The sequence below is a fragment of the Trinickia fusca genome (assembly GCF_003628145.1).
Lineage (GTDB): Bacteria > Pseudomonadota > Gammaproteobacteria > Burkholderiales > Burkholderiaceae > Trinickia > Trinickia fusca.
The window spans coordinates 1-17,006 of record NZ_RBZV01000007.1; the positions used below are offsets into that span (position 1 = coordinate 1).

General features: G+C 64.2%; 8 protein-coding genes and 1 pseudogene. All 9 read right to left on the reverse strand.

The genetic code is table 11. The features are described 5' to 3' along the window. Positions 1 to 483, reverse strand: a pseudogene (locus tag D7S89_RS16810) (c-type cytochrome biogenesis protein CcsB); the annotation flags it as partial. A gap of 189 nt (positions 484 to 672) precedes the next feature. Then, a complete protein-coding gene (locus D7S89_RS16815; protein WP_121279037.1) occupies positions 673 to 1,344 on the reverse strand; it encodes a c-type cytochrome in 672 nt (223 codons plus the stop codon). 66 nt (positions 1,345 to 1,410) lie between these two features. Next, the gene (locus tag D7S89_RS16820; protein ID WP_245982989.1) at positions 1,411 to 2,799 is read right to left on the reverse strand and encodes a cytochrome C; all 1,389 of its coding nucleotides are present in this window, start codon (positions 2,797 to 2,799) and stop codon (positions 1,411 to 1,413) included. A 115-nt stretch (positions 2,800 to 2,914) separates the two neighbouring features. Continuing rightward, entirely contained in the window at positions 2,915 to 4,627 is a 1,713-nt protein-coding gene (locus tag D7S89_RS16825) for a c-type cytochrome (RefSeq protein ID WP_121279039.1), read from the reverse strand. 2 nt (positions 4,628 to 4,629) lie between these two features. Then, entirely contained in the window at positions 4,630 to 5,466 is an 837-nt protein-coding gene (locus D7S89_RS16830) for a hypothetical protein (protein ID WP_121279041.1), read from the reverse strand. A gap of 30 nt (positions 5,467 to 5,496) precedes the next feature. Further along, on the reverse strand, positions 5,497 to 6,405 hold the full coding sequence (locus D7S89_RS16835) for a LolA-like protein (RefSeq protein ID WP_245982990.1): 909 nt from the start codon (positions 6,403 to 6,405) through the stop codon (positions 5,497 to 5,499). A gap of 136 nt (positions 6,406 to 6,541) precedes the next feature. Beyond that, the gene (locus D7S89_RS16840) at positions 6,542 to 7,057 is read right to left on the reverse strand and encodes a hypothetical protein (RefSeq protein ID WP_121279043.1); all 516 of its coding nucleotides are present in this window, start codon (positions 7,055 to 7,057) and stop codon (positions 6,542 to 6,544) included. Next, a complete protein-coding gene (locus D7S89_RS16845) occupies positions 7,054 to 15,306 on the reverse strand; it encodes an Ig-like domain-containing protein (protein ID WP_183085244.1) in 8,253 nt (2,750 codons plus the stop codon). The genes D7S89_RS16840 and D7S89_RS16845 overlap by 4 nt, the downstream gene beginning before the upstream one ends. Before the next feature lie 17 nt (positions 15,307 to 15,323). Beyond that, positions 15,324 to 16,931, reverse strand: coding sequence for a multicopper oxidase domain-containing protein (locus D7S89_RS16850; RefSeq protein WP_121279045.1), 1,608 nt, complete (start codon positions 16,929 to 16,931; stop codon positions 15,324 to 15,326). Positions 16,932 to 17,006: the final 75 nt, after the last annotated feature.

Sequence of the window (17,006 nt, forward strand, 5' to 3'; positions counted from 1 at the left end):
GCCGCCCGACGGCGAACGCGACAGCATGCCGATCCAGTAGAACAACGTGGCGAGCACGAACAGCGCGCTCATCCAGAGGATCGCCGATTGGCTCGAGAGGAAATACTTGAGGAAGAAAGCCGAATCGGCGCGCGACAAGTCGCCCTGATACACCTGGATGGCGAACAGCGACAGCGCCGCGATCCCGGCGATGAGCTGCCGCGCGCTCTTCCAGCGCCAGCCCAGCACGACGAGCGCCGGCACCGAGCACACCAGCACCAGCTTGTCGTAGTCGTTCATGTACGCCTGGTATCGCGAAAGCGCGAAGCCGGTGCCTGCAACCATCGCGAGGGCAAACAGCCAGTCAAATGCACCGAGGCGCCTCAGGAAGGAGGGCGCGTCGTACAGGACGCTCGTTTGATCCGCGCTCGACGTGGGCCGAGGTCGATGCGTTATCGCTGGAGCCGGCACCGCGGCATCAGGAGCAGATGAGCTTGGTTTCATGGGATTCACCGTGGTGACGACGACTGCAGCGATGAGTACGCGCTTCGAGATTCACTCACGAGCGCGTACGGCCGGGCATAAAAAGGGTGCCCGTCGCGGGGAGGACGGGACACCAAGAAAGGTGCCCGCCGAGGGGGACGGGGCACCCAAACTGTTGACCGCTTGTCGATCCGGCAACATGCCGCTTGCTCATTGATCAACTAGCGGGCTGGTAGGCGCCTCCCCTTCTGGCGGAAACGCCTCGACGAACGCGGCCACCGCGCGCATGTCCTGGTCCGACATGTTGGCGCACACAGCCTTCATGACTGCGCCGCGCGGCCGGGTGTCGGTTTGCCGGAAGACATCGAGCTGCTTCATGACGTAGTCCGCATGCTGACCCGCGAGTCGGGGAAACTGATTCATCCCCTCGCCATGCTGGCCGTGGCACGAAACGCATGCTGCGACGCCCTTGTCAGGCAGGCCCGAGTGATAGATCGCGTTGCCTTTGTCGATGAGCGCGAGATCGCTCGCGTCACCGAGGACCGTGGACTGACTCGAGAAATACGTTGCAAGCGCGTCGATCTGCGCGTCGGTTAAATGTGTGAAGCCCCACATAAAACGCTGGGCGTTCGGGTCGGCTCGCGAATGGCTCTTGAAGTCCGTCAGTTGATCGATCAGGTATTCCTTTTGTTGCCCGGCAAGCTTCGGAAAGGTAGGCGATACCGAAACGCCGGTCACGCCGTGACAGTTCGAGCACACCTGAAGGGCGATGGTCTTTCCCGGCACGTCCGGATTGTCGACTTGCCGCGAATGTTCCAGGTCTTGGCAAGCCGACCCGGTGAGCAGCATTCCGATGGAGATGATATGTGCCACTTTGTTCATGTCAGCGATCTCCTTACTGCAATTTTTGCGGTGCTCGGTAGCGCTTTCATTTCCCGCAAAGACGCATCACCATGAAACGGCCCATAGATAGACGAAGAGCGTGTCGTTGTCTCTCGCATTGCGCCCGTTGCCGTCGTAGTTGGACGTGGCCCCGAGAAACTTGTTGAAGTGCGTGTATTGCACGCCTATTCGAATGCGTTGATTCGGCATCCAGAATATTTCCGGCATCCAGCCTTGCGTGTTCGGGTGGAAGTTCGCACTGGCCGCGTGGGCTGTACTGTCTGGGCTGCCTGTCGTATTGAAGAACGAAAGACTGATGCCGTACTTCGACTGGTAGACGTACGATGTCTTGAGCCTCAGCGAATCGAGATTCCCCGACGTGCTGTCGCTAAAGACGAAATTGTTCGGATCGTGGACGTTCTCACGCACATAGCGAGCTTGCGCGGTGACCGTGTGTGGCTCCAGCAGGTACTCGTACTGCGCGTCCATACCGAAATCGCGGTAGCGCGTCACGCCCTGCCCAAAGATCGGGAACTGGTTGGGGTCGTTCGGATAGGCGTTCACGTTCAACAGGAACGCGCCCACCATTGCGCTATGGGCCCCCCAGTCTCGCGTCAACGCGATGCGCGCATAGGGGTTGTAGCCGCGCAGATAGATCTGCGGGTGAGCGGCGTTTCCTTCACTGTTGCCATGACTCAGGAACGACCAGATGCCGTCGGCCGTGCTGTACGCGGTCAGTTCCGCATAGAGCGTCTTGTTCCAATACATGTAGCCGCCGATACCTGCCACCTGTGTCGCAAGACTTCCTTCGATGACTGGCAGGTTCGGGATCTTGGCGACCGGACTGATCGTCGATGAAATGTACGGATAACCCCATGCCGGCGCGGAGTTCCAGACGTCCTGCACAGTCGGATTGTTGTGCAGCGTCACGCCGAGGATGAGGTCGTTTGCCTCCCCGATGATCCGATCCACGAACCGGAAGTCGGTATTGTCCGATCCCCAGTGGCCTTGCCATTTGTTCGTCACGCCATTCTGGTGGTCGTAGTTCGTGTAGGTAAACTGGGCGAAGCCGCCGATCTTGTCGGTGATCTTTCCGGCGAGGAAGATGCTCGCAAAGTCGAATATCGGCAGACCATCCTTGGTGTTGATGGGATTGCCGTTCGCGTCGCTGTTGGCTCTCGTCTTGCTCAGATCGCCGATCGCCATCGCGGCGATCGGGATCGTGCGCTCGCCAAGCGTATAGCCATTGAGCTTGAACATGCGCCCATAGGGCGTGAGCTCAGGAAATTGCCCCCCGGCGTGGCACGCCACACAACTTTGTCCGGTTTGGCGCGCAAAGATCGGCAGCGCGTGTGCGGTGGTCGCCTGCAGCAACGCCAGGATCATGAATGCGAGTATCCAGCCACCGCGCAGCAAGTGAAGACATGCTGCGTGACTGACAAGAACCTTTGTCATGGCTGTTTCTCCCGCACCGCGCGCGATGTCTTTATTGTGCAAATGCGCGATCAGAATCGGGATGGGTCAACCTCCTCCTCTTGCGGTAGGGGAAGCGCTAGATGTCGTGCCGACATCACGGCACGATCCAGTCCCCATCGGCCACGAGCTTGAAATGATCCGGTCCGGCAAAGCGGACGATATAGCCGCCCTTGGACGCGAATGTCTGCCCCGGCGCCAGCGTCAGGCGCGGATAGTAGCCCGTCAGAATGCGGCGTTCGAGCATGTCCTGAATCCGCTCCACCAGGTAGTCCCTCACGAACGCATCGACCATATGGCTCAGTGTCTCTGCGAGCAGACCGCATGCGAGATAGGTGTCGGCCTGCACCTGCGGCGCAACCATCGGAATCTGTCTGATCGAGAACCAGCCGAACGCGTAGTCGACACGCACGCGCCGCCCTTCCGGCAAATCGAACGGGTACGCGAGGCGCGTGATTGCGCGCCAGCTGGCCGGCACGGGTGTGCTATCGAGCCCGCCCAGCAGGCCCGACATGAACACGGTGTCCGTCGCCGGGGGGATTCGCGCGAGCGCCGCAACGTCGGGCGGACGCAGCCACAGTACGAGCACGTCCGAGCGCGGTATCCCATGCATCGCGCGCGCGACGCTCTCGCCGGGAGCAAGCGCGTGGTTCGATACCGCAATGCCGCGAGCCTTCAGTGCTGCGGCAAGCGCTTGCGCGCCGCGCTCGCCGTTGTCTCCCGCACGATAGACCTGCCACACGGTCTTCACGGCTTTCGCCACTTTCGTCGCCTGTGCTGGCCGCGCTCCGGCTTCATCGACAATGCGCGCCGCAATCAGGTCCGACTCGAGCAACACGCCTTTCGAGAAGTACACGGAATAGAAATCGTGATCGGTTTCGACCGGCACCTCGACGTTGGGGAAGAGGCACGGCACGGCCTCCTGCTCGCAGAAGTCGTGAATCGGCGCCCAGTTTCTGCCACCGAGACCCGACAACACCGCGAACACCGGCTGCCGGGCCAGAAACTGCGTGAGCTGCTCATGCCAGGTGTCCGGTGGACCTTTGAGCTCCCACACGTGCAGTTCCCAGCGGCGATTCACCATGAACATCATCTTGCGCGACGAACGCAACGCCGGTACCGCACCGAGCGGAAAGACGTTCTTGTCGGCGAAGTAGTGCCTGAGGACATCGAGCATGCCCGCCCGTTTCACCGGGTCGGCATCGGGCGTGATGATCGTCGCGAAGTGCAGCACGGTATCCGTGACGCCTGCCGGCCTTCGTTGATCGAGGTGTTTCAGATAGTCGATCAGCGCCTGCATATCGGCGTCGTTCAGCGCGTACTGCGGCATCAGGCTGCTGAGCGGCTTGCCTTCCGAGTCGATCCCTTCCCGAATGGCTCGCGCGATCGTCGCATCCGTGTACGGTTCGCGTTCGGCGCGCATCCCGGGAACGTACGGCAAGTCGGCATCTTCCGCGTGTGGGGCGCGCGGCTCGACCAGGTAGCGCCAGGTGATGGGCGGGATGCTGCTGTTGCCCTCCCTGGAGCCCAAGCCACTGCGGCGATGGCAGTTGACGCAGGCAGCGGATACGCCTTGCAGGCGCACGCCGTCTTGATGGATTGCTTCAAGCGGTTCGCCCGAACTCAGGACGCCCTGCTGGTAGAGGGCCTCTCCAGCGCTCGCCGTCGCGACCGGCTGTGCGGCCGGCGCGCAATACGCCTCGCCCACAGGCGTGATTAGCGCGGCGAGCAACGCGCATCGAGCGAGCAATCGCGCAGCAGGCGAGGGTGGCGATGCGCGGCCTCGCGTCCAGTTTCCCGCGCGCTGCATAGTCAGGGTGTCGGATGTCCGGCGCCAGGCAGCGTCGGCGAGGCATCGACGTCGATCGAAACCGATTTGCCGCGCATCGGCGGCGCCGCGGGTTTCGTGAAGAGCCCATCGTCCAGCGACGGATTGAGCGACACCTTGTCGATCGTCAGCTTGTCCTTTTTCTCGGACGCCACTGCGCCGCTCTCGATCTCGAGCGGTATCTGCAGCCCCTCGACGCTCCTGAAGTCGCTGTAACTCACCTCCACGACGACCGTCTGCCCGAGCGGGGTGCGCACCTGGCGGTCGACCTTCACGTCAAGAAACGTTTGAGCGTCGACCCACACATGGCGGGTCACGCCGGAAGGCAGCTTCGCGGCGAGACGATACGCATCGCGGCCGCCCACCTGATCGGCACCCTCGAGCGTGACGCCGATACCCTTCGCCTCATGGTCGATCAAGAGCCCGTCGATCACCTGCTCGTCGCGCGCGGACGTCACCTCATCCATCGTGTACGGCCGGGGAGTGGCGCTGCCCATGCCGTTCGGGCCCAGCTTCCAGCCTTCCTTGCCGTCGAACACGCGCACAGATCGCTGGTTGAATACGGTGACCTCGAAGCGTGTCTTGTTCGGGCGCTTCATGGCGAGGACGAACGGCAGATCCGGTGCAGGCGCATTGGCGCTATCCACGTGGCCGGACCAGATCATGGTCTGGACTTTGCGCCATGCGTCGAGACCGCCTCTCGCGGCCACGTTTTTTTCGACGATCTGATCCACGCTCAGATCCTGCTTGGGTATCTGCTCGCTCGCGAACACGACGGACGCGAGGCAACCGGTTAGCACCCATAGGGCGAATGGTTTCATGGCCGTTGACCTCATCGGGGCCCCCGACGGCTAGTGGCTCGAGCTCGGGCTCGGGTGCGCACCCGGGCTCACACTCGGGCGTGGGCTCGGGTTCGCGTTCGGGGCCGCGCCGAGGACCGGCACCGGGTGCGTCACTTTCGCCGCGGTGAGCTGTGGCTTGGCAAAGAGGGCGTCGTCCGCCTGCGGGTTCAGCGCGACCTTATCGATGGTCAGCTTGTGCGTTCCCCTGGCGCCGACGACAACCGTCTCGAGCGTATGCGGCATGACGAGGCCGCTTTCCTTCCGGTAGTCGCGATAGAAAATGGCGACGTTGTGCATCTTGCCGTCGAGCTTGCGCGCGTCACCATCGATCTTCAGTTCGAGAAAGCTCGACGCGTCGATCCATACGCGGCGTGACGTGGTGTCTTTCATCGTCAGCTTCAGCACGTACGCGCGGTGGCCTTCGATCATTTCCATCCCGAGCACGTCGATTCTCGTGCCCTTCGCCGCGTAGTCGACGAGCGGACCGTCCAGCTCGGTCCACGATGCGGCCGTTTTGGCCTCCGCGGGCGTGTAGGGCTCTACTTCGTTGCGGCCGAGGAAGGGCCTGACCTTCCAGCCCTGGGTGCCGTCATAGACCTGGAACGCCGTCTGGTCGTTGAAACGGATCTCGATGCGGCTCTTGTGCGGGCGCTTGAACGTCATCGTGAACGGCAGCGGGGTGTTCTTCGTGCCGCCGGCCTCGAGCTGCCCCGATACCGTCATCGTGTTGACCGCGCGCCATGCCTGCAGGCCGCCGCGCGCCGCGACGTTCCGGTCGACGATCTGCGCCGCGCTCAGATGCGCCGCTGCTGCGGTCTGTGCGCTTGCCGCAGAAGATCCGGCGAGCGCCGCCGGACCGTACGTCAGAAGCGTCGCTATCGACGCGGCCTGGATCGCCAGCGATAAAAAGCGGTTCATAAGTGATCTCCCTGTCGGCCAGAGTTGGCGCTTTAGTGCCTTACTCTGGCCCCATGCTGCGGTTGCTTGGAGTTAGCGCTTTAGCGTTTACTCCAAGCCCGCAGCCCTTCATCTATGCACGAGCGTTGTCGCGCAATCATTCGACAATCAGCCCGTCGACATGGAACGACCCCACGAATACGTCGACGCGCTCCCCGGCCTTGATCAGCCCACCTTTGTTCGAAAACACCATCCAGTACGCCTGGCCGACTTCCAGCGGACCGCTCTGGCGTAGCGCGCCGATCTTGTCCATCACCGGGATCTCGAGTAATGCATGGCTCGTTCGCCCGAACATCAAGGCCGTCGCGGTCTTTTCGCCGAGCGGCCGCGCCGCCACCGGATCCGTCACGCGATAGCTGAAGCGGATCAGGTTGCCCGATGCCGTGCGGCGCACGCTCACTTGGTCGATGCCTTGCATCAGCTCGTAATAGCCCTTCGCGCGCTGCGGCAAGTTCGCCGGCGAGTACGGCGACTGCTTCACCGCCGCCCCCGCCACTTTGTGCGCCGCGTCCGCTCTTTCCTCGCCTGCGGCCGGCTGAAGCGCGGCCGCAGCGAGGTAAGCACTGCCGGCGATCAGCACTGCCAGCGGCGTCAGAGGGCAACGCGTTCTCATTGCTGAGCTCCAGTCAGCGTATTGGCACCCGGAGGCGTCGTCTGTACGGGAGCCAACGGCGCGATAGCCGGTAGCGCAGGCAGTGCAGGTAGCGCAGGCAGCGCGGGCAGGCCTCCGGCGCCGACGACGGCCGGCAACAGCCCCTGCAGCAATCCGAGCAGCGTCCCCAACTGGCTTCCTCCCAGCGCAAGCGGGTACGGCTGTCCTGCGAGCACCGCGGGCCTCACGAGCTCCACCGCGCCGATGTCGAAGCCACCCAACTGCGGCCTCCTCGTGCCGAAGATGTCGTGATTCGGCGCGCCGGCCGCCGTAGCGTTGCCGACCGCGGGCGAGGTCGGTTGGATCGTGTAGTTGCCGAGCAGCACGTTCAGTTGCGTGCCCGTGCTCGCCTCGTTGAACAGCGACAGCGGACCATACGACATGTTGATCCAGTTGTTGCCTTCGTCCGGCGTCGCCGACGGCAGCAGGCTGAACAACGGATTCGGCAGCACCGTGTCGGCAATGCCCGGGGGCACCGTGATGCCGATGCCACCTGCCTCTGGCGGCACGCGCGCACCGTTGCAGTACTGATGGACGACACCCGGATTCGATCCGCTGTTGTGCGCGGCCGGATAGTCGCCGGCGTCGGTCAGGATCGAGTACTGCGGGTGCATCGTCAGACCCGACCCATGGTTGGTGGGCCCGGTATCGCCGAACGCACCGATGTCCCAGTAGACCGCCTTCGGATCGCAATAGCCCGTGGCTTGTCCAGCCTGATTCAGCGGCGGATTCAGCGTGACGATGTTTTGCAGCCCCGCGATGCCCGGGTCCAGTCCTCCCACTGCGATGTAGAACGTGCGGTTCTGCCAGAACAGGTCGTTCGTCAGCACCGGGTTCGAGAACGTCGTGCAGCCCGGATTACCCGCTGGACACGCCACATTCGGGTTGGTAAATGCCGCCACCAGGTTCTGCGTATGACGGGCGGTCTCGAGTCCGGCCGGCTCGTACGTCGACGTCGTGGTCGGCTGGCACGTCGTTTCCGAACCGGAGGTCGTGCAGGTCGGCGGCCCGATGTTGGCCTGGCTCGCAGCGGATGTGTTGAACAGCACGCCGGCGGAAGCCGTCGAGTCGTTGGAGACGACCGTGTTGTTGATGAAATTCACGGCCACTGCATCCTGCAGCGACACACCACCGCCAGCCCAGCCCGCCACGTTGTTCGCGATGATGTTATTGGTCACCTTCACCTGGTACCACGTGGAGCTGTTGTTCGGACTGCGCTGCACGTCGGTGCCGTTGACGTTCTGCAGCCGCAGGCCGCCGCCCTTGCCGCTTTCCGCCGTATTGCCGACGATCAGGTTGCCGTCGATCGTGATGCCCGGGCCCACGCCGTCCGAAAGCTGCGGCGCGCAGTCGACGTCCGTGGCCGCGTTCTCGCAGAAGGTGCCGTCGGGCGGCACGCCCTGAACGATCAGTCCACCGCCGTACGTCGGCAGCGTCGGGTTGTTGCTCTGATTGAACAGGATCCAGTTGTGCGACAGGTCGCCGTTGTAGCTGAAGCCGAAGTGCGCGACACCACCGCCGTCACCGCTGCTGATGTTGCCGCATACCCAGTTGTAATTGAACTTGTAGTAGTCCGCGCCCGAGCAGAACGTCACGCCTCCGGCCGACGACGGCGTGGTCGAATTGATCTCGTCGCCGTACGCGGCGTTCGACGTGACCGCGTTGTTATGCACGTTCACGTAAGTGTTGTACAGGAACGGCATCTGGGTCACGCCATCCGACGCGATGGTGCCGTCGGGCACTTCGACCTGGCCGACGATGATGCCGCCCGAGAGCGTTCCCGCGTTGGCGAAGACACGGTTGTTCGACACTTCCGTGTAGTGGTTCCAGCCATGCAGGTAGATCCCGCCGCCGCCTTGCGAGCTGTTCGTGAACGTCATGCCGTCGATGCGCGACGGGTTGCACAGGAAGTTGCTCGGATAGGCCGTGCAATCCGCGCTACTGTTGGTGAGCGGCGTGCAGATGCCGTTCGCGACACAGTTCTGATCCTGTGTCAGCACACCGCCCACCAGTACATCCTTCACGCCCTTGCCAAGCACGGTGATCGCCGCGCCTTCGTACGCGCCCATCAGCGTCGGCTCGATCAGCGTCTCCGCGAGGTTGCCGTTGAGGTTGAAATCCCAGCCGGAGGTCGGCTCGAACGGTATCCCGTCGATCCTTCGCTGCATCGACGCCGAGCAACTGTACGCGCCGGTCGGGTCGTACGGATTGCTCGCCGAGATCAGCCCGCCGTTCAGTGAATCGCCGAACAGGCACCCTATCTGCCTGCGCCACGGGTCGAGCTTGCCCGACGGATGCGGGTTCGCGTCGACCGTCACGGCCGTTGCACCCACGCCTTGCAGCCGCAGCGGCTTCCACATGACCAGCATCTCCTTGTAGACGCCAGGACCGACGATGATCATGTCGCCCGGCGTCGCATTGTCGATCGCGGTCTGGAGCGCGTTGCCCGTGTTGTTCTCGCCGCTCACGTAGGTGGGCGTCTTGCCGCCGACCGTGACGGTGACCGCATCGATCGAGCGCTTGCCGTTGGCCGCCGCGATGACGAGCTCGCCGCATTGGGTCGGCGTCGTCACGCCGCGCTGCTGGATCGTGCAGGCCGGCAGAGGCGGAACGATCACCGTGATCGTCTTGTCGCTCCAGCTTTTCACCAACGCCGGGAGGCCCGCGATCGTCACGGTACCCGCTTGCTGGCCGAAGCCGTAGTTGCGCGTGATGAACTTCTGGTTGAACGGCGCCTTGGCGGCACTCGGACCCGTGTACGCGTTGTTCGGCACTTGCTGCGTGCCGAGCGACGTGATCGTCAGCGTTCTCCCGGCCGCGCTGACCCACGGGCCTGTGCCGCCGGTGGTGCCGGGGATCGTGTCGCCGGTCACGGTCGAAATCGCCGGCGTGCCGTCCGGATAGGCGCAGTCGACCTGGTCATATCCTTCCGCGAAGGCCGAGACGGGCACCACCGGCGTATCCATGTACTGCGTCTGTCCGGGCATGAACGGAATCTCGTAGCAGAACTGACTGTATGCCGGGTTGTAGAGCGGGTCCTGGATGGTCTGGCCCGGATGCGTCGGGTCTGGCATGTACGGATCGTTCATGCACGCGACCATCATCGTCGGCGCGTAACCCGTCGGGTTCGGCGGATTGACTTGCCAGGTCGAGTAGGTCAGCCCGTTGAAGATGCCCCACTGGTCCGAATAGGTGCGCGAGATTTCGTTGCCTGCGAAGTCCTTGAACGACACCGGCACGTTCGGCACCGCGAACTTCTCGCCGAACTGCGGCGAATACGGGTCGAACTCCGACGAGAAGTCGTCCAGCATGAAGCCGGTGTAGTGCGCGGCGACGTGCGTCGAGCTGAAGATCCAGAACTTCGCCTGCACCGCGCTCTGGTCGGTGAGCTCCACCTCCTTGCGGTCGCACAGATGCCGCGATGCCCCGGCGAACGGCGAGACTTCCTGCGAGCCCGGGAACAGGCTGATGTAGTCCGGCACGATCCGCAAGTCGCCCACACATGGCCAGAAGCGCTCGATGTCGCCGGTGTCGCCTTCGGCGTGCGGGCCGGAGCCGAGATTCGACGTCATGTTCTGGGCGTTGTTCGGGTTGTAGGTGGCGTTCATCGCGGCCTGGTCGGGCAGGATGTAGACGTCGCCGATCCCGGCGAACTGTTGCGTGACCGGTGCAATGTAGTTGTCGCCGATCAGGATGTTCTTGTCCTCCTCCTTCACCAGTTCGTAGCCCGGCGGCACGATGATCTCGACCACATACTTGCCGGGTGGCAGCATCTGCGTGCCGTCCTTCGAGGGGTTCGGCTGGCAGATCGTGCAGTTGGTGGCGGTCGGCAGGCCCGTATGCGGGTCGCGGCTCGTCACGCTCGGGAACTGGTACATGCCGTCGAACGGCGCGGGCTGCACCTGGTTGAACACGTGCATGCCGTCATAGCACTTGAACTGCGAGTTCGCAGGCAGCGCGCGATGCTGCGGATCGAGCCACATCGTGGTGTTCTGCAGCGTGAAGAAATACGGATCGCTGGTGCTCTGGCCCGGACAGTTCATGTTCGGTATGCCATCCGAACGGAAGCCCTGGGACCAGTCGTCCCAGCTCGCGGTCTTCGTCGTGTCGATGAGCTTCAGGCTCGTGGAGCCGTCCGCCGCGATGCCTTCCTGGTACAGGTTGACCGTGACGCCCGGCACGTCGGGCGTCCACTTCGTGTGAACCAGCAACATCGGATCGTCGAACGGGCGCGTCGAGGCATAGACGACTTCGCCTCGGATGCCGCCGTTCTCATTGGCGGCGTAGGGCGTCTTGCCGAACTCGATGAACGAGTTCTGGCCCGAGAAGCCCTGCCAGCCCATTGTGGTCACCCATGGCGGATCGACCCGGCCGGTCGAAGGATTCGTGCCCGAACGGTCGTTGCAGTCCGCGTCGTTGCAGTACACCGCGCCCGGCACGCGCAGGTTCGTGGGCAGATGGACCGATTCCAACGTGTTCGCGAAGTTCGCGGCAATGGTCGACGTGCCGCCGCCCGGCGTGCCGTCGGGCGGACCGCCCGCGTCATAGACGACGTGCACGCCCGTCTGCTTGAAGCGGGTCAGGTCGGTATCGACGACGTACCAGTTGAACAACGGGAATTCCTCGTTGAACGACGCATAGCCGTTCCCGTCCGTGACGTTGAAATCCGAATAGCTGCCGTCGCGGAAACGGATGTTGGTCGGCAGCAGCGCGAGGCCGGGCTTGCTCGGATCTCCCACACCGTTGCCGTTCGTGTCGAGGAACGTCCGCGTGTAGAGGTTCGTCTGCCACTGAAGCACTGCAAGATCTCCGGCGTCCGTCGTCAGGCCGCCCCCGAGCGTCACGGCCGCTGCGAGCCCGTCCATGATCTGGTCGTTCCACTGGTCGAACACCGTGATGCGGGTAATGCCGGGAGGCAGGCCCGTGAAGCTGAACGTGCCGTCGGCGTTGCACTTGGTGAACGCGTAGTCTTCGCCATCGGGATCGCCCACGCTCACGTAGCACTGCGTGAAGCTCAACGGCTTGCGCGACTGGCTGCCGTACAGGTGCTCGTCGGGCGGACGGCTGTAGTGCAGGTTCGTCACGCGGCCCTTGAGCCCGTTGTTGCAGGTCGAGGTGGCGCAGAGCAAAGGCAGCCGCGCGTTGATGATCTTCGGGTTCGCAAAGCCAATCGACACGTGGAAGCCCGCCGGTCCGAACTCCTGGAAGTACGCCGGGCCGCCGATCTTGATGAACGAGTCGTGGGCCTTCTCTCCGTCTAGCGTGTTCGTCTGCAGCCATTCCTCGCCTCGCGCGATCCGGTCGGCCGCCGGCGTCGCGACAATGCCGTATCTGCCCGGCATCAGGTTGGCGATCACCGCCTGGCCGACGAGCGGCGACAGCGTCTTGCCGTCCGACTCGTATTTCGGGCAGGTCGGGATCATGCCGACGAGGCCGTCGGTGGAGGTCGAAATCGGGCACGCGTTGAGCTTCGTGATCGGATCGATCGTGCCTTGCAGCGAATTGGACAACGGCATGTTGAACATGTCGTAGGTCATCTGCCCGGTCGGCTGGCCGCTGCCGCCGGCGTCGTCCCACAGCTTGATCTCGAAGCCGCCGAGACCCGGCTCGCGGGCCGAGCCGAAGGCGTCGGTGCCGCCGCTCACGTCCACTTCGCCGTTGAGCGGCGCATCGTCTTCGAACACGAACACCGAAACCTTCGCAGTCGGGAACGGCGACTCCTCCAGCAACACGTTGACCGAGTTCTGTCCGGGCGAGATCGGCGCGCCTCCCATGCCGTTGCCGCACTTGCCCTTGCCCGGCGCGAAGTCCGTGCCGCCGGCACCCGACGGACAGTCTTGGGCGATGGAGAACTGCCGCAGCGTCCCGGTGGGTTGGGTCGGATCGACCGGCTGCGGATTGCCGCCGCCGTTCGTGAACGAGTTGTAGGCGTTGCCCGGCAAGATCGAGATGTAATAGCGCTTGGTCGGATCGAGTGCCACCTGTGACGGATCCACCGGCACCTGTTGCGCCGCGGTTGTCCGGCATACGCCGTTGCCGATATCGCACACCGCCGGCTTGTGGGTCTGGCTGGCCGGATCGTAGACCGTCTGGCCCGATTCGCACGCTGCGACGCCGACACACCCCGCCGCCACCACCGGCATGTAGCTCGTGTGGAAGTTCGCGCCGAGACTCGGCACCGGCAAGGGCGGACACGTCGCCGGACGCGTGGGCGAGTTCACCTGGCAGGCGGGGTCGATCTGGAACGTACGGTCTTCCTCGATGATCCAGCGGTAGTCGCTGATCTTCACCGGCGTGTTGCCCGGTTGCGCGCTGGGCGCATCCAGCACGTTGACGACGAGTCCGCTGCCGCCCTTGAATGTCACCGTCACGGTCGCCGCCTGGCTCGCCGTGTTCTGCGCATTCACCGCCTGGTACTGGAACGTCACGTTGGCGCTTGCCGCATTGCCGACCGGCGCCGTCGTCGGCGTCGCCGTGAACGAGCCGTCCGGATTCAGCGTAACGGAGCCGCCTGTCGGGGTGCCGACCAGGGTCGCGGTAAGCTGCAGTCCAGCCGGATCGCTGGCGTACGCGAGCACACCGGGCTCGCTGATCTGCAGACGCGATGCGATGTTGCTCGTATAGGCGGCGTTGCCGGCCGTGGGGGGTCCGGACAGACACCCGTTGCCCGACGTGCAGGCCGTGAGCGTCACCGTCGCAAAGACGTTCGCATTCCCGTTCACCTGGTACTGGAAGCTGTCAGCTGTCGTGCCGGCATTGGGCGTGTAGACGAACGTGCCGTCCGGGTTCAGCGTGAGCGTGCCGCCCGTCGGCGCCGTCTTCAGTTGCACGCCGTAGACGTTGACGTCCTTCGCCATTACGCCTCTCGCCGGGTCGGACACGGTCAGTGTCTTGCCGGGAACGAAGTAATACGTGGCATTCGTGGCCGACGCATTCGCCACGGCGCCGGCCGCCGCCGAGGTCGCGTTGTTGACGCTGATGTAGCCCTGCATGCCGCCGTCGCGCGCGTTGTTCGTCGAAAGGCTCAGCTGGCGATCGAACACGGGCAGCGCAGAAGCGCTTGCGGGCGGCAAGTTGACCAGCGCGTCGTACACCTTGCCGGCCGCCATAAATACTTCCGACTGGATCCGCGGATTGCCGGGCAGCACGTTGCCGTCCTCGGCGATCAGCGAGAAGCCGGAAACCGGTGGGGTGCCCGTTTGCGCGCCGACCACCGACGGCACGTGCATGCGCAGCCCCGCGTTGACGAAGCGAAGCATCACCGGCCCGGTGGTTGCTGTGCTCGTGGCGGCGAACGTGGAAGCGCCCGGATTGGTCCGGTCGAACGAGACGCCGTTGATCAGGTAGTAACGCGGATCGTAGTTCACCGTGGGCGGATAGCAGGTGCCGAACGACGTCGACTGCGGATTGCCGCAGCCGCCCGGCTGCCCGGACCAGACTTGGGTTTCGCTGAAGCCCGGCATCGCGACCGCGGCGGCCACCGCTGCGTTCTGCACCGGGTCGATTTCGCTCAGCACGAGCGGCACGTCAGTGTCGTAGCTGATGCCCGGATAGGCCTGCGCGGGCGTCGTGCCGTTGGCTGGCGTTCTCACCACCAGCACGCCGTAAAGCCCCATCGGCCCCTGGATCGACGGGTGCGTGCCCGACTCGATCAGATAGGTGCCAGGATTCAGGTTGTTCCACGTGAGGGCGGTGGTGCTCCCATGCGCCACTTCAGTGGCAAACGACTGCACGCGAGGCCCTTGTGCTGGCGGCGTAAAGGTCGCGCCTCCAGGCGCGGTGCCGGCGACTGGCCACGTGGTCGCCGTCTGCGTCGGGTGCGTCGGGCTCGGCGTGCTTGTCGCCGTCCTACCCAGACCGCCGCCCAGCTGCCCGACGACGACGAGCGACGTCGGCACAGAGGCCGGCAGGCTGTTGGTGAGATTGATCGTGAGCTGCCCAGGCGGCACCGTGATCACCACGGGCGACCAGTTCGCGCCAGCCCCGGGGTTCGCGGCCGCACACGCGGCAGGCGCAACGGCCGCCGACGAGCACGTGTAGCCCCACATCGGCACGGCCTGTCCGTCGGGCAACATCGCAGTGCTGGCCTTCGCCGTCAGACTGACGGTCGCCTGCGCGAATGCCATGCCGCTCGCAGTCAGCAACACGGAAGCTGCAATCGAAGTCTTAAGCACACCTAACAGGTTTGCCTTGAGTGTGGTGGATCTCATCGCGTTTCTCCCCGCCTCTAATTCGATTCGTCGATCAGGAACACCTGCGGATCGACGAGCATCATCATCATCATTCCGCCAGGGAAGATGTTGTTCGTGGTGATCTCGCGCTCATTGTGCGAGTGCCACATGAACGCAAAGCCTGCTTCCGTTTGCGGCGGATTCACGGACGTGCCGCTCGGCGGCGTCGTGCCCGTGGGTGAGGTTGCGCGCATGGTCGCATCCGGTCCGAGATAAGGACTGCCGCCGTACCAGAAGCCGTTGGTCAGCACATGCGAGTCCGGCAACGTGACCGGGCCGCCGCTGGCGACCTTGCCGAACGGATGCGTCTCGAGCGCCTTGTTGTGATCCGCGCACCACTCGTAGTAGTTCGGCGCTGTCGGATTGGCGGTGTAGTAGCCGTTTGCATCCGGGATGCAGACGCTGCCGTCGCCGGGGTAATGCCCGTACACGTCCCAGTTCAGGCCCTTGCCCGTCCAGTAGAAGATCCCGTCCATCGCAAGGCCTGGCGTCGTGGTGGTCGTGAACAGCAGCGGGCCGGCTACCTTGGTCGCGTCCGTGTTCGCGAGCAGCATGTTGCCGTCGCGCGCGAGCACGCGTACGTGATTGCCGTGCTCGTGGAACGGATGCTGCCAGCGGCCGGTGCCGATGATCCGCAGCAGGACCAGCTCGCCGGGGTGCATGTGCGGGTTGCCGTTGTACGGCTGGTTCGGATACTGCGCCGCGTAGTTCGGGTCCATGTCGTCCGGCATCGAGCGGCCGTTCACCATGAAGTACGCCGGGTGATAGGGCTCCGTCTCGACGGTCATGCAGCCGGTCGGCTGCGTGCACGCGTTGCCGGCCTGCTGCTCCGCCTGGGTGTGAATGCGCGGATCCATCTCGGAGAACTGGAACAGATACTCGCGGTCGTAGCACGCTGCGCTGTGGTTGTAGGCCGCAGCGGCGTTGCGGAAGTCGGGCTGTCCGTCCAGCAGCTTGCGCGTTCCCTGGATCGGGTTGCAGCCGGTCGGCACGGCGAGCGTGCCGGGCGACGAGGTCGGCAACACGATGATCGCGCCGAAGAGCCCCATCTCGATCTGCAGATCGCCCTGCGTGCCGCTGTAGTAGGCGTGTGTGCCGGGCGTGGCGGCGACGAAGCTGTAGGTCACCGTGGCGGTATGGGACGCCTCGCGCGTGAGCAGCCCCTGCACGCCGGTCGGCGTGCCGGAGCAGACCTTCGTCGTCGGATCGATGGTGCCCATGCATACGTCGAACCCGGGAAAGAGAATCGACGTGTTGCCCGCTGCCGCCGGCAGATTGTTGGTGAGGGTCACCGTGATGATGTCGCCCTGGTTGACGATCAGCGTCGGGCCGGGAATCTGCATGGTCGGACAGTTCGCACCGGCGATGTTGGGTGGCGAGAATCCGGCCGGCGCGGTATTGCAGCCGTAGCCCCACGAATAGACGCTATTGCCGTCCGGCTGGGTGATGCGGTTCGCCTCGGCCCGCAGGTCGAAATGCGGGCCCGTGATGCCGGGCGCGGCCGCATGCACTTGCACGTAGAAGAGCGCCGCCACGCCGAACAGCGCAAGCCGTCCGAACCGCGCGAGCGTCGCGATCCATGTTTGGTGAGTGTCGTGTCCCACGGCGCTTCTCCTAAATGCAGGCCTTCCTGTCCGGGTCCATGGCAGAGCAGCCGTGGACCGCGTTTATCAAGGGCA

What these genes read in the sequence shown, in the direction of transcription:
- D7S89_RS16815 (WP_121279037.1), bottom strand. Translation starts at nt 1,344, where the DNA reads ATGAACAAAGTGGCACATATCATCTCCATCGGAATGCTGCTCACCGGG.
- D7S89_RS16820 (WP_245982989.1), bottom strand. Translation starts at nt 2,799, where the DNA reads ATGACAAAGGTTCTTGTCAGTCACGCAGCATGTCTTCACTTGCTGCGC.
- D7S89_RS16825 (WP_121279039.1), bottom strand. Translation starts at nt 4,627, where the DNA reads ATGCAGCGCGCGGGAAACTGGACGCGAGGCCGCGCATCGCCACCCTCG.
- D7S89_RS16830 (WP_121279041.1), bottom strand. Translation starts at nt 5,466, where the DNA reads ATGAAACCATTCGCCCTATGGGTGCTAACCGGTTGCCTCGCGTCCGTC.
- D7S89_RS16835 (WP_245982990.1), bottom strand. Translation starts at nt 6,405, where the DNA reads ATGAACCGCTTTTTATCGCTGGCGATCCAGGCCGCGTCGATAGCGACG.
- D7S89_RS16840 (WP_121279043.1), bottom strand. Translation starts at nt 7,057, where the DNA reads ATGAGAACGCGTTGCCCTCTGACGCCGCTGGCAGTGCTGATCGCCGGC.
- D7S89_RS16845 (WP_183085244.1), bottom strand. Translation starts at nt 15,306, where the DNA reads ATGAGATCCACCACACTCAAGGCAAACCTGTTAGGTGTGCTTAAGACT.